The sequence below is a fragment of the Actinomadura spongiicola genome, from assembly GCF_003432485.1.
Lineage (GTDB): Bacteria > Actinomycetota > Actinomycetes > Streptosporangiales > Streptosporangiaceae > Spirillospora > Spirillospora spongiicola.
This window is the reverse complement of sequence record NZ_QVNQ01000003.1, coordinates 214,305-227,599: the sequence shown is the minus strand read 5'-3', so window position 1 is coordinate 227,599 and position 13,295 is coordinate 214,305. Positions and strand designations below refer to the sequence as shown.

Below are 13,295 nucleotides of genomic sequence, written 5' to 3'. Positions count from 1 at the left end.
GTTCGCGTGCGGGCTGAGGCGTCTCCGGAACAGGTTCTAGGACTCCCGGGCGGCCTCGCGGGCCAGGGCCTTCAGTTCGGCGACGACGTCGTCGAGGGGGGCGACGTCGCGGTGGGCGCGGCACAGGATCGTCGCGCCCTCGACGGCGGCGACGATGAGGCGGGCCAGGCGGCCGGCGCGGTCGTCGGGGACGCCCGCGTTACCGAGGCCGGTGGCGAGGGTGTCCTGCCAGCGGTCGAACGCGGCGGCCGCGGCCGCCGCGAGCTGCGGCGCGTCGTCGTGACTCTCGACGGTGACGGCGACGACCGGGCAGCCCGCGCGGAACCCGCTTTTGATCAGCACCTGCCGCCACCAGCCGACGAACGCGTCCACGGCGGACGCGGCGTCGCCGCCCTCCGTGGCCGCGAGGATGCCCGCGTTGAGGAAGTCGCCGGCGTAACGGACGGCCTCCTCGGCCAGCTGCGCCTTGCCGTGGGGGAAGTGGTGGTAGATCGACCCGCGCGGCGCGCCGCTGTGCGCTATGACCTCACGGAACCCGGTGCCGCTGTAGCCGCGCTCCCGGAAGAGGGAGGCGGCGCTTCGAACCATGCGCTCCCGGCTGTCGCTCCCCATGACACAAGTATGACATTCATCATAAGCGTCTCGCATCAACCATGACGACGGTCATAGAAGGCGGGACTGGTCCATGATGGACGTCATACCGAAGGCCGTTCGGCCGCGAGGGAAGGGGAACGTCGTGATCGACCTTCAACGTGACGGGGATGTGTACGTCCTGCGGTTCGACGCGGGCGAGAACCGCTTCGGGCCCGACTTCCTCGACGCCGTCGAGGACGCGCTCGGCACCGTGGAGAAGAACGACGGGCCGGGCGCGCTCGTCACCGTGGGCACCGGCAAGTTCTACTCCAACGGCCTCGACCTCGACTGGCTCGGCGCCGACCCGGACCGCTTCGAGGACTACCTGCGCCGCGTCCACGGCCTGTACGCCCGCGTCCTGTCGCTGCCCATGCCGACGATCGCGGCGCTCAACGGGCACGCGTTCGCGGGCGGCGCCATGCTCGCGCTCGCCCACGACTTCGCCGTCATGCGCACGGACCGGGGCTTCTTCTGCCTGCCCGAGGTCGACCTCGGGCTGGGCTTCACACCCGGAATGAACGCGCTGATCCGCTCCCGGCTGTCGACGACCGTCGCGCACGAGGCGATGATCACCGGCCGCCGGTACAAGGCCGGGGAGGCGCTGGCGGCCGGGATCGTCCAACGCGCCGCCGCCGAGGACGAGGTCCTGCCCGGTGCCGTCGCATGGGCCGCGTCCCTGGCGGGCAAGGACGGGAAGACCGTCGCGAGGATCCGCGCCGACCTGCACCGCCCGGCGCTGGACGCGCTGAACGGCCCCGTCCTGGCCTGACGGACACCTCAACGCTCCCGACCGCCCCCTCGCCACCGCGGGACCGCCGGGGTAGGTTACGGTCGGCTGGAATGACATTCGGTCCATGGAGGGACGCCGATGCGCATCGGGATGGCGCTCAGCTACTCCGACGGCGGCTTCAAGCAGACCGTCGAGGAGCTCGCCGACTTCGAGAAGGCCGGCCTCGACGTCGTGTACGTCGCGGAGGCGTACAGCTTCGACGCCGTGAGCCAGCTCGGCTACATCGCCGCCAAGACCCGCCGGCTGGAGATCGCGTCCGGGATCCTCCAGCTCTACACGCGCACCCCGACGCTGATGGCGATGACCGCGGCGGGACTCGACTTCGTGTCCGACGGCCGGTTCACGCTCGGCATCGGCGCGTCGGGGCCCCAGGTCATCGAGGGCTTCCACGGCGTCCCCTACACGGCGCCGCTCGGCCGCACCCGCGAGATCATCGAGATCTGCCGGAAGGTGTGGCGGCGCGAGCTGCTCCGCCACGAGGGCAAGCACTACACGATGCCGCTGCCCGCCGACCGCGGCACCGGGCTCGGCAAGCCGCTGAAGCTCATCAACCACCCGGTCCGGGCCGACATCCCGATCATGGTCGCCGCGATCGGGCCGAAGAACGTCGAGCAGACCGCGGAGATCGCGAACGCCTGGGAGCCGATCTTCTACATGCCGGAGAAGGCCGCGGACGTCTGGGGCCCCTCCCTCGCCGCGGGTAAGGCCCGCCGCGACCCCGCCCTCGGCGAACTGGACGTCGTCGGCCAGGCCGCGCTCGCCATCGGCGACGACGCGCACGGCTTCCTGGAGTTCGGCCGTCCGATGGCCGCGCTCTACATCGGCGGCATGGGCGCCAAGGGCAGGAACTTCTACAACGACCTGGCCCGCCGGTACGGGTACGAGAAGGAGGCCGAGGAGATCCAGGACCTCTACCTCGACGGCAAGAAGGACGAGGCCGCCGCCAAGGTCCCGCACGAACTGCTGGAGAAGATCTCGCTCGTCGGCTCCGCGGGCCACGTCCGGGAAAGGCTCGCCGCGATGAAGGAGTCCGGGGTCACCACGCTCAACGTGACCCCGATCGCGGGCGACCACAAGGGCCGTCTCGCCCTGATCGAACAGGTCAAGGAGATGGCCGCCGACCTGTGACGGACGGGCGGGTGGCGGGAGGCGTGCCGCAGGCGCCCCGGCACGCCTCCCGCCCGGTACGGGCGCCCGCACCGTCGATCACGCTAGCCAGGCCCCGCGCCGAAGTCGAGGCTCGTTCACATTGGATCGCACCGGGACCGATCCCCGGCGCGCCGGCCGTTGATCTAGAGTTCGACCATGGGGGAGACGCATATCGCGCGGCGCCGCGAGCTGGCCGCGCTCCTCGCCGGACGCGACGCCGACGCCATGCTGGTGACCAGGCTCGTGAACGTCCGCTATCTGACCGGTCTCGACAGCTCCCGGGCCGCGCTGCTCGTCCCGGCCGACGGACCCGCCGTCCTCGCGACCGACGCCCGGTACGCCGGGACGGCCGAACGGGTCTGTCCGGAACTGCCCCTCGTCGTCGACCGTCACGTGACGGACGCGCTGCTGGCACGGGCCGCCGGGAACGGCCGCGCCCGGCTCGGCTTCGAGGCCCACGACGTCACCGTCGAGCAGCACGCCCACCTCACCGAACGGGCGGAACTCGAACTGGTGCCGCTGGGCCGCCCTGTCGAGGAACTCCGCCTCGTCAAGGACGAGGAGGAGATCGCTCTGCTGCGGGAGGCGTGCGCCATCACCTGCCGGGCGTTCGACTCCGTCCTCGGCGAGATCCGCGCCGGGGTCACCGAACGGGCCGTCGCCATCGCGCTCGAACGGGCCATGGTCGACCACGGCGCCGAGGGGCCCGCGTTCGCGACGATCGTCGCGTCCGGCCCGAACGGCGCCGTCCCGCACCACCGTCCCGGGGGCCGCGAACTCCAGAACGGCGACCTCGTCACCATGGACTTCGGCGCCCTTTACGGCGGCTACCACGCCGACATGACCCGGACCGTCGCGATCGGCGAGCCCGCCGCCTGGCAGCGCGACGTCTACGACCTCGTCCGCCGCGCGCAGCGGGCCGGGATCGACGCCGCCGTCCCGGGCGCGGAGAGCAAGGCCGTCGACGCCGCCGCCCGCGACGTCATCGCCGAGGCCGGGCACGGCGACGCCTTCACCCACGGGCTCGGTCACGGCGTCGGCCTGGAGGTCCACGAGGACCCGTTCCTGGGGTACGACAAGACCGGTAAGCTGAGGGACCGGGTTCCGATCACGGCGGAGCCGGGGGTCTACCTCACGGGCCGGGGCGGGGTCCGCATCGAGGACACACTCGTGGTCCGCGCGGGCGCCCCGGACATCCTCACCACGACCACCAAGGACCTGCTCGTCCTCTAGGACGCGCGGGCCCGCGACCGGGAGAACAGCCAAGTGGCGACGACGAACGACCTGAAGAACGGCATGACGCTGAACCTCGACGGCCAGCTGTGGACCGTCCTGGAGTTCCAGCATGTCAAGCCCGGCAAGGGCGGCGCGTTCGTCCGCACCAAGCTCAAGAACGTGCTGTCCGGCAAGGTGGTCGACAAGACCTTCAACGCCGGCACCAAGGTCGACGTGGCCAGCGTGGACAAGCGCGAGATGCAGTACCTCTACCGCGAGGGCGAGGACTTCGTCTTCATGGACACCGAGACCTACGACCAGCCGCACATCCCGGCGAGCGTCGTCGGCGACGCCGCGAACTACCTGCTCCCCGAGCAGAACGCCGTGATCGCCTTCAACAACGAGAACCCGCTGTACATCGAGCTGCCCGCAGCCGTCGTGCTGGAGGTCACCGAGACCGAGCCCGGCCTTCAGGGCGACCGTTCCACGGGGGGCAGCAAGCCCGCGACCGTGGAGACCGGCGCGCAGATCCAGGTGCCGCTGTTCATCACCACCGGGGAGAAGGTCAAGGTCGACACCCGCTCCGGCGAGTACCTCGGCCGGGGCTGATGGCCGCCAGGACGAAAGCCCGGAGACTCGCGCTGGACGTCCTGTTCGCGGCGGAGCTGCGGGAGGAGCGGCCGACGGAGGTGCTCGCGGGGCGCGGCCGTCCCAACCGGGACGAGCTCGCCGAGTACCCGCACGCCGTCCGGCTGATCGAGGGAGTCCAGGAGAACCGGCAACGCATCGACGACCTGATCGCCACCTACGCGACCGGGTGGACGCTGGAGCGGATGCCCGCCGTCGACCGCAACATTCTGCGGATGGGCGCCTACGAACTGCTGTGGGTGGACGACGTCCCCGACGGCGTCGCGATCGCCGAGGCCGTCGCCCTCGCGACTGAACTGTCCACCGACGAGTCCCCGCGCTTCGTCAACGGCCTGCTGTCCCGCTTCCAGCAACTCAAGCCGTCCCTCTCCCTGTAATCTGGCGTAGGCATGGATCCCGGCGACCCCGCACGGACCCAACCCTTCGCGATCGGCGGGTTCGAGCTTGCGAGAAACCTGTCCGCGCAGCGAGCCGCAAGGCGAACGAATCGACCATTCGAACGAACTGCCCGCGGCCCGCACAGCAACCACGCAACAACCTCAAGTTGCGCGATCGCGTCCGAAGGCAGGTTCGAGTTTGCGAGAACCTGATCGCGCAGCGAGCCGCCAGGCGAGCCGGAGCGATGCCAGCGATCGCACTGCGGTGCACGACGATGGAGGCCCTTCAGGGCCGAAGGAGGAGTGCATTGCAAACAAACACAGCCCGTCTCCGCAACCAGGCGACGACTTCAGCATTCGCGATCGCGTCCGAAGGCAGGTTCGAGTTTGCGAGAACCTGATCGCGCAGCGAGCCGCAAGGCGAGCCGGAGCGATGCCAGCGATCGCACCGCGTTTCACGACGATGGAGGCCCGCCAGGGCCGAAGGAGGAGTGAAAGGCAATGAACAGAGCAGCGGTGCTGTGGGACGCCCTGCAGGGCGTCCTTGACCGTATCGCGCCCGCGGCCGGGCACATCGAGGTCGTGGACGTCGGCGGTGGCACCGGCGGCTTCGCTGTGCCGCTCGCCGAACTCGGGCACCGGGTCACCGTGGTCGACGCCAACCCCGACGCGCTCGCCGCGCTGGAACGCCGCGCCGCCGAGTCCGGGGTCAAGGTGCGGGCGGTGCAGGGTGACGCCGTCGACCTGCCCGATCTGCTCGGCCCGGGCGCCGCCGACCTGGTGTTGTGCCATAGCGTCCTGGAGTTCGTGGACGACCCCCGCGCGGCGATGGCCGCGCTGACCGCCACGGTCCGGCCCGGCGGGTCGGTCAGCCTCCTTGTCGCGGGGCAGGTCGCCGCCGCGTTGCATCGGGCGCTGTCGGGGCATTTCGACGACGCCCGCAGGGTGCTGACGGACCCGGTCGGGCGGTGGGGCGAGGGCGACCGGATGCCCCGCAGGTTCACGCGGGAGACGCTGTCGGCGCTGGTGCGCGACGCCGGGCTGCGGGTCTCCGAGCTGCAGGGCGTCCGGATCTTCACCGACCTGGTGCCGAGCGGGCTGCTGGACGGCGACGCCGGCTCCGCCGACGCCCTGATCGCGTTGGAGTCGGTCGCGGCGGTCCATCCCGTCCTGCGCGACCTCGCCACCCAGTTGCATCTGGTGGCCGACCTGGTGCCCCCGGCGGGGTCGGGCCGTGAGCCGTAAGCAGCAGTTGCACCGGCCGGGGCCGCAGCCCGGTCCGCCCGCCGACGACACCGGCTGCCACATCCTGCATGTCGACATGGACGCGTTCTTCGTCAGCGTCGAACTGCTGGAGCGGCCGGAGTTGCGGGGCCGTCCCGTCATCGTCGGCGGGGACGGGCCGCGTGGTGTCGTGTCCGCGGCGTCCTACGAGGCCCGCCGGTTCGGGGTGCACTCGGCGATGCCGATGTCGCGGGCGCGGCGGCTGTGCCCGCGGGCGGTCGTCCTTCCGGTGAGCCACGGCAAGTACTCCCGCGTCTCCGCCGCCGTGTTCGAGATCTTCCGGTCGGTGACGCCGCTGGTGGAGGGCCTGTCCCTGGACGAGGCGTTCCTGGACGTGGCGGGCGCCGGACGGCGGCTCGGGCGGCCCGCCGAGATCGCCCGGCTGATCCGGGAGCAGGTCTTCGACCAGCAGGGCATCACCTGTTCGGTCGGGGTCGCGAGCACCAAGTTCGTCGCGAAGCTGGCCTCGACCCGCTGCAAGCCGGACGGGTTGCTCGTCGTGCCCGCGGACGGGGTCGTGGACTTCCTGCACCCGCTGCCCGTCGCGTCCCTGTGGGGAGTCGGCGAGCGGACCGAGGAGACGCTGCACCGGCTCGGGCTGCGGACCGTGGGGCAGCTCGCCGAGGTGCCGCCCGAGACGCTGCGGCGCGAGCTCGGCGCCGCGGTGGGCGCGCACCTGCACGAGCTGGCCTGGGGCCGCGACCCCCGCGAGGTCGTTCCGCACACGCCCGACAAGAGCATCGGCGCGGAGGAGACGTTCGACTCCGACGTCGACGACCCGGAGGTCATCCGCCGGGAGTTGCTGCGGCTGGCCGAGAAGGTCGGGGCTCGGCTGCGCGCGAGCGGGAACGTGGGCCGGACGGTGAGCGTCAAACTCCGGATGGCGAGCTTCAAGACGATCACGCGGGCGCGGACGCTTCCGGAACCCACCGATCTCGCGCGTGTGATCTATATCACAGCGTGTGAGCTCTATGAGGGGGCGGGCCTGGATCGGGTACGACTCCGGTTGGTCGGGGTCCGGGTGGAGAACCTGGGTCCCGCCGGCGCGGCCCCCCGCCAGCTCGCCTTCGACGAGCCGGAACGCGGTTGGCGTGAGGCCGAGCGTGCCATGGACCAGGTCGCGCACCGGTTCGGCAGTGGAGCGGTTCGGCCCGCCGCACTGGTCCGGGCGACCGACGGTGACTCATGTGACGGCAGGGACGGAACACAATGAAAGATGGCTGTGAGGTGACCGGCGCCGGGTCCTCAGGGGACCGTTCGCTTTCGTGCGCGGCACAGTGCTCGTATTCTGGGCATATCACCGTTGACGTTCGCGTCCTGCATCGGATTCCCCGCCGCGGGGCTGTCGTTGGGAGGTGCCGTGCCGCTCTCTGAGCACGAGCAGCGCATGCTCGAACAGATCGAATCGGCCTTGTACGCCGAGGATCCGAAGTTCGCTCACGCGGTTCGCTCGACCAGCCCACAGGTCCACTACAAGCGCAGGATCGTCAAGGCGGCGTTCGGTTTCGTCGTCGGCGTCGGCGCCTTGATGGCCGGTCTCGTGATCAACGAGGGCACGGTCACCATCGCGGTCAGCGTCACCGGCTTCCTGCTCATGGTGGTGTGCTGCGTCTGGGCGCTGACCAGTTGGAAGCGGATGACCGGCATCGGCAACGAGGCCGCCCGCGGTGGTGGTGGCGGTGGCAGGCAGGTCGGCGGCCGGGGCGGTTCGTCCAGGCCCGCCAAGACCGGCTTCATGGACCGCATGGAAGAGCGCTGGCGCCGCAGGACCGAAGGCGACTGACCCCTCCCAGAGTTTGATCGTCCCGGCCGAACACGGGCTCGTCCCGTGGGCCGGGACGAACGCGTATCCGGGGTGACCGCCGCCGGTGGCCGCGCCGCCCCTCGACGCCGTGGGGGTTTACCTGCGGCGTAGACGGGCGGGCAGATCGCGCAGGCGCGCCCCCACCTCGTCCAGGCGCGTCCGCGCGTCCAGCGCCCGGTTCCCGGCCGCCTGGAGCGTGGCCCGGGTCTGCTCGATCGTGGACGGCGGCAGCAGCCGGGCACGCCACCGGGCCCGCAGCCCCACCGACGCGGCGAACGCCTCCCGGACGGTCCGCACGTCGGCGCGCAGCCGCTCCGGCGGTTCGGGGGAGCGGGACAGGGAGTAGCGGGCCAGCTCCTCGGCGCGGGCGATGCGGTCGAGGGCCCGCGCGCCCTCCGCGTCCAGCGACTCCCCGAGACGGCGGGCGGTGGCGCGCGGCGAGTCGCTCGCCCGCCATTCGAGACCGTGGTCGAGCGCGTCGGCGCGCATCTCCCGCCACGCCGCGTGCGCCGCGCCCGCAGGGTCCGGCGGGAGCCGACGCGCGGCCGCGCCGGGCGACGCCCCCGGCGGCCCGGGCCGACCTCCGCGCGGCGCCCCGGACGACGCCGAGGACCGGGACGTCAGGCCCGCCCAGCGCCGCCGCCGGGTGAACTGCCGCAGCACCATCGGCGCCGCCACCAGCAGCAGGACCAGTGTCCCGCCCGCCAGCCAGGGGGCCGGGGAGAACCCGCCGTCCTCGTCGTCCGACGCGGTGGAGCCGCCCTCCGCGTCCGGGTCGTTCCGGTTGGGCGTCGACGCCTGCGGCGCCGCGGAGCTGTCGTCGGTCGGCGACGTGGCGTCCGGCGCGGGCGCCGCCTCGTCCCCCTCGCCACCGCCACCGGTGATCGTGGGAAGGCTGTAGGAGGGGGTGTCGGCGGTGCCCTGCCCGCCCACGCCCGACGGCGTCGGCTCGAAGCGCACCCATCCGGTGCCGTCGAAGTACAGCTCCGGCCAGGCGTGCGCGTCCCGCGACCGGACCACCCACTCGCCCGGCCTGACCTCGCTGCCCGACGTGTACCCCATCGCCACACGGGACGGGATGCCGAGCATCCGGGCCATCAGCGCCATCGAGGCGGCGTACTGCTCGCAGTACCCGCGCTTGCTGCGCAGCAGGAAGTCGGCCAGGTCGCTGCCGTGCTTCGGCGCCGGCGCGGACAGGTCGTAGGTGAACCCGCCGTCCAACGTGAACCAGCGCTGCAACCGGACCGCCTGCGACAGCGCCGTCGTCGACCCGGCCGTGACCTGCTGCGCGAGCGCCCTGACCTCCTGCGGGACGTTCCTCGGCACCTGCGTGTAGCGCGACACGATCTCGTCCGGATAGTTCTCGGCGGCGGCCAGCTGACCGGTCGTCGGCTCCGCGCGCCTGCTGGTGACGGTGTAGGAACGGCCGCCCGCCGAGTCGCGCAACGAGTAGATCATCAAGGACCGTTCGTCGACCCGCCAGTCACCGCTGATCGACACCTCGGACGGCGCGTACGGCACCGGCAGGAACGTCATGTCCCTGACCTCGGGCCGCACCTGGATCCGGGTCGTCACCTGGCGGGCGGACGCGACCGACAGCCCCGGCGGCCGCGGAATGTCGCGCTCGTCGAGACGGTCCTTGGGGTGGCTGTCCAGGTCGGTGTAGGTCCACCGGTCGCCCTCGAACTTGTCGAGCGCGTACAGCCGCAGGTAGTCGGGTGCCTCGGTGTCGTTCGTCCGGTAGGTGAGGACGATGGAGTCGTCCAGCCGGGTCAGCTCCCGTTTCAGGCTGACCAGCGGATCGGGCGTGGTGACGGTCTGCGTGCCGCCGTCGCCGGGCCCGCCGATGCCGAACAGGCCGCGGGGTTGCAGACCCGGCACGGCCGCCGGGACCAGCACCGCCACGGCGACCGCGCCGACCGCGATCCGCCGGCCGGACGCCGCCAGCGCCGCCACGTCGAGCCGGGTGGGCTCCGCCGGGGCGGGCTCCGCCCCCGCCAGCGGCACGTCCCGCTGACGATGCGCGGTGACCATCCGTCCCCAGCCGCCGACCTGGTCGCGGGCGTCCGCCATCAGCAGGGCGAGGAAGCCGAGCGCGCCGATCCCGAACGCCAGCCAGCTGATGCCGTCGTCGCGGACCGCGGCGGGCACGCTGTACATGGCGAGCAGCGGCAGCCCCGCCGGCGCGGCGCGACGCAGCCGCACCGCCAGCAGGTCGACCAGGACGGCGACCAGCCCGACACCGGCGGCGGTCATCAGCTCGATCCCCGGCAGGACCGGGACGGGCGCGGCGTACCGGTTGGCCGCCTGCCAGCCGTTCCCGGCCAGCTCGTCGAGGTGACGCAGCGACTCAGGTGACGGGACGAGCAGCCACGAGGATTCGCCCGCGTACACGAGGTTCAGGTACAGCAGCAGCCCGGCCAGCCCGAACAGCAGGTTGACCACCGCGGGGACCCGCAGCCGCCGGGCCAGCATGCCCGCGCCCGCGACCGCCAGCACCGCGCCGAGGCACGCCGTGAACCAGGCGCCCGACTCGAACAGCGGGTACAGGCCGATGGAGCCGGCGAGCGTCGCCAGGCCCGCCATGATCGTCATCCGGGTCCTCATGAACCGTCCCTGACGAGGTCGTCGCCGGCCTGCCCGGCCTGCCGCCACACCCCGGCCAGCTCCGCCGCCGACCGGATGGTCACCACCCGCCAGCCGCCCGCCCGCAGCAGCCGCGCGGCCGTGCCCGCGGTCCCCGCGCCCGTGTCCGCGCCGTTCCCGGCGCCGGTCGGCGCGCCGGGGCCGTGCCCGCGGGCCTCGACCAGCACCGCGACGCACGTCCCGGTGCCGCGCCGCGCGGTCGCCAGCGACCGCGCCTCCGCCTCGGACAGGGCGCCGAGCACCGCCACGACCAGCCCGTCGCCCTCCCGCCCCGCGCCCGCCCGGCCGCGCAGCGCCGCCAGCCCCGCCGTCAGCGACGCCTCCGTGGACGCCCGCGCCACCGCCAGCGCGTCGAGCAGCCGCCCCTCGAACGTCCCGTCGGCGGGCGCCGCGGGCAGCGCCTCGCCCCCGTCGGTGACGAACCGCAGGTTCATCCCCGAGCGGGCCAGGTGCACTCCGATGGACGCGGTCGCCGACACGGCCTGCTCGAACGTCCCCCCGGGACCGTCGCCCCAGTGCACGCCGCGACGGGTGTCGAGGAACAGCGTCCCGCTGCTCTGCCGGTGCTGCTCCTCGCGCCGCACCATCAGCTCGCCGTGCCGGGCCGTGGAACGCCAGTGCACGCGGCGCAGGTCGTCGCCGTGCCGGTATTCGCGCGGCGTCACGTCGTCCTCGCCCGCCGCCGACACCGCGCGGGCGACGCTGTCGCCGCCGCCCGCCCACGCCCCGGCCGGCCGCCCGGCTGGCAGCGGAACGATCGTCGGCGTCACCGTGAGCGTGTCGGCCAGGCTGAACGAGCGGACCAGCTCCACCATCCCGAACGGGTCGGCCAGCCGGACGGTCAGCGGACCCACGCGGAACCGGCCGCGCACGTCCGAGCGGATCCGGTACCCGAGATGCCGCTTGCCGTGCGACTCGATCCGGTCGAGGACGAACCTGGCCCGCCCGCCGAGCGCATACGGGACCCGGTCCTCCACCAGCAGCAGCCCGCTCGGCAGCCGCGACACGTTCTCCAGCCGCAGGTCGACGCGGGCCTCACGGCCGACCGGCAGCCGCGGCGGGTCGAGCCGCCGCGCACACGCCAGCCGGTACCGGGTCCGCGACACCGCCAGCGTGCACAGCAGCGGCAACGCCAGCACGAGCACCCCGGCGCGCAGCAGGTCGCGCTCGCCGAGGACGAACGCGCACACGATCGCGGTCACCCCGGCGGCCACGAAGGACCGCCCGCGGGTGGTCAGGCCGGCCAGCGCGCGTCTCAACGGTCACTTCCCGGGGGACGGCACCGGCAGGCGCTCCACCAGGTCGGCGACGACCTGCTCGGGACGCCGGCGGTCCATCTGCGCCTCCGCCGTCGGCAGCAGCCGGTGGGCGAGGACGGGCACCGCGAGTTCCTGGACGTCGTCGGGGACGACGTAGTCGCGCTCGTCGAGCGCCGCGTACGCCCGCGCCGCCCGCACCAGGTGCAGGGTCGCCCGCGGTGAGGCGCCGAGCCGCAGCTCGGGATGGGTGCGGGTCGCCGAGACCAGGTCGATCGCGTACTGCCGCACGGCCGGCGAGACATGCTGGCGGCGCACCACGTCGATGAGGTCGCGGACGTCGGCGGCGTGCGCGACAGGGGTGAGCCGGTCGAGCGGGGACGCCTCGCCATGCGTCTCCAGCATCTCCAGCTCCGCGGCCGGGTCGGGATAGCCCATCGAGATGCGGGCGGTGAACCGGTCGCGCTGCGCCTCCGGCAGCGGATAGGTGCCCTCCATCTCCACCGGGTTCTGCGTGGAGATCACCATGAAGGGCGGCTCCAGGGTGTAGGTGGTGCCGTCCACCGTGACCTGGCGCTCCTCCATGCACTCCAGCAACGCCGACTGCGTCTTCGGCGACGCCCTGTTGATCTCGTCGCCTACCACGATGTTGGCGAAGACCGGGCCCGGTTTGAACTCGAACTCGCGCAGCTCCTGGTTGTAGGCGCTGACCCCGGTGATGTCGCTGGGGAGCAGGTCGGGCGTGAACTGCACGCGCCGCACCGAGCAGTCGACCGAGCGCGCGAGCGCCTTGGCGAGCATCGTCTTGCCGACCCCGGGGACGTCCTCGATCAGCAGGTGTCCCTCCGCCAGCAGCACGGTCAGCGCCAGCCGCACCACCGAGGGCTTGCCCTCGATCACCGTTTCCACCGCGTCCCGGATCTTGTTCGCGACCTGGGCGAGGCCGTCGAGGCCCGGACCCGCACCGTCGCGTCCCGTGGCGCCGTGCGGGGCCGGGTGGGATGCCGGGGGGTCGGTCTCCATGAACGACTCGCCGTGCGTGCCTACTGCCACCAAACCCTCCTCGGTGCGGCGCTCTATACGTCCGCCCAAACGACAGTACGTCGTCCCGCGGCTCGCCGCGATGTTCGTGGTGAACGCGAGCCCATTGTGCTTCACGAGACCGCCGTCCGAACCCCGGGCGCCGCACCATTTCCCTCCACCATTTCCACCCACCCGTTCGAACCGGCCCTCGCGCCGCCCGCCGCCCTCCACCGCCGCCCGCCGCCACGCGCCCCTCGGCGCGCTTCGGGCGGTCCGGACGAGCCCCGCCGGACGCGGTCCCCGCGACGCGGCACGCGGAGCGGGCGCTCGGGGCCCCCACTCCGCCCCACCCCCTCTGAGCTGGGCTTTCGTTCGGAGAATTCGTCCGTGGAACGTGTTTTTCTTGTTGACGGTGGGGAAGAGTGGAGTACAGTGGGGCGCCGTGGGGAGCATGCGCGCCCCATGCGGCG

Annotated in this window: 12 protein-coding genes; 8 read left to right on the top strand and 4 right to left on the bottom strand. The window is 72.7% G+C overall.

Going from position 1 to position 13,295, the window contains the following annotated elements:
• Window positions 1-36 precede the first annotated feature (36 nt).
• Window positions 37-612 (bottom strand): TetR/AcrR family transcriptional regulator, encoded by a 576-nt coding sequence (locus D0T12_RS09750; protein ID WP_117399188.1) that lies wholly within the window; start codon window positions 610-612, stop codon window positions 37-39.
• A 124-nt stretch (window positions 613-736) separates the two neighbouring features.
• Here D0T12_RS09750 and D0T12_RS09745 point away from each other — a divergent pair, with 124 nt between their 5' ends.
• The 8 genes from D0T12_RS09745 to D0T12_RS09710 all read left to right on the top strand — a co-directional run bounded on the left by D0T12_RS09745 (window position 737) and on the right by D0T12_RS09710 (window position 7,879).
• The gene (locus D0T12_RS09745) at window positions 737-1,402 is read left to right on the top strand and encodes an enoyl-CoA hydratase-related protein (RefSeq protein WP_117399725.1); all 666 of its coding nucleotides are present in this window, start codon (window positions 737-739) and stop codon (window positions 1,400-1,402) included.
• Between the two features lie 99 nt (window positions 1,403-1,501).
• Window positions 1,502-2,551 carry an LLM class F420-dependent oxidoreductase gene (locus D0T12_RS09740; protein ID WP_117399187.1) on the top strand — a complete coding sequence of 350 codons (1,050 nt, stop codon included), beginning with the start codon at window positions 1,502-1,504 and terminating at the stop codon, window positions 2,549-2,551.
• A 177-nt stretch (window positions 2,552-2,728) separates the two neighbouring features.
• The gene (locus D0T12_RS09735; protein WP_117399186.1) at window positions 2,729-3,805 is read left to right on the top strand and encodes a M24 family metallopeptidase; all 1,077 of its coding nucleotides are present in this window, start codon (window positions 2,729-2,731) and stop codon (window positions 3,803-3,805) included.
• A 33-nt stretch (window positions 3,806-3,838) separates the two neighbouring features.
• Window positions 3,839-4,396, top strand: a complete 558-nt coding sequence (gene efp, locus D0T12_RS09730; protein ID WP_117399185.1) for an elongation factor P — start codon at window positions 3,839-3,841, stop codon at window positions 4,394-4,396.
• Window positions 4,396-4,812: a transcription antitermination factor NusB gene (gene nusB / locus D0T12_RS09725; RefSeq protein WP_117399184.1), complete on the top strand. Its 417-nt coding sequence runs from the start codon at window positions 4,396-4,398 to the stop codon at window positions 4,810-4,812. The genes efp and nusB overlap by 1 nt, the downstream gene beginning before the upstream one ends.
• 501 nt (window positions 4,813-5,313) lie before the next feature.
• Window positions 5,314-6,057 carry a methyltransferase domain-containing protein gene (locus tag D0T12_RS09720; RefSeq protein ID WP_117399183.1) on the top strand — a complete coding sequence of 248 codons (744 nt, stop codon included), beginning with the start codon at window positions 5,314-5,316 and terminating at the stop codon, window positions 6,055-6,057.
• Window positions 6,047-7,309: a DNA polymerase IV gene (locus D0T12_RS09715; RefSeq protein ID WP_117399182.1), complete on the top strand. Its 1,263-nt coding sequence runs from the start codon at window positions 6,047-6,049 to the stop codon at window positions 7,307-7,309. Before D0T12_RS09720 ends, D0T12_RS09715 begins: the two co-directional genes overlap by 11 nt.
• Before the next feature lie 147 nt (window positions 7,310-7,456).
• Window positions 7,457-7,879, top strand: a complete 423-nt coding sequence (locus tag D0T12_RS09710) for a DUF3040 domain-containing protein (RefSeq protein ID WP_117399181.1) — start codon at window positions 7,457-7,459, stop codon at window positions 7,877-7,879.
• Window positions 7,880-7,996: 117 nt separating this feature from the next.
• Here D0T12_RS09710 and D0T12_RS09705 read toward each other — a convergent pair whose 3' ends face one another.
• Genes D0T12_RS09705 through D0T12_RS09695 form a run of 3 tightly spaced genes read right to left on the bottom strand, consistent with a single transcriptional unit; the run spans window position 7,997 to window position 12,825 of the window.
• The gene (locus D0T12_RS09705) at window positions 7,997-10,507 is read right to left on the bottom strand and encodes a DUF3488 and transglutaminase-like domain-containing protein (protein WP_233525944.1); all 2,511 of its coding nucleotides are present in this window, start codon (window positions 10,505-10,507) and stop codon (window positions 7,997-7,999) included.
• Window positions 10,504-11,805: a DUF58 domain-containing protein gene (locus tag D0T12_RS09700; protein WP_117399179.1), complete on the bottom strand. Its 1,302-nt coding sequence runs from the start codon at window positions 11,803-11,805 to the stop codon at window positions 10,504-10,506. The genes D0T12_RS09705 and D0T12_RS09700 overlap by 4 nt, the downstream gene beginning before the upstream one ends.
• Window positions 11,806-11,808: 3 nt before the next feature.
• Window positions 11,809-12,825 (bottom strand): AAA family ATPase, encoded by a 1,017-nt coding sequence (locus tag D0T12_RS09695; RefSeq protein ID WP_117399178.1) that lies wholly within the window; start codon window positions 12,823-12,825, stop codon window positions 11,809-11,811.
• Between the last annotated feature and the right edge of the window lie 470 nt (window positions 12,826-13,295).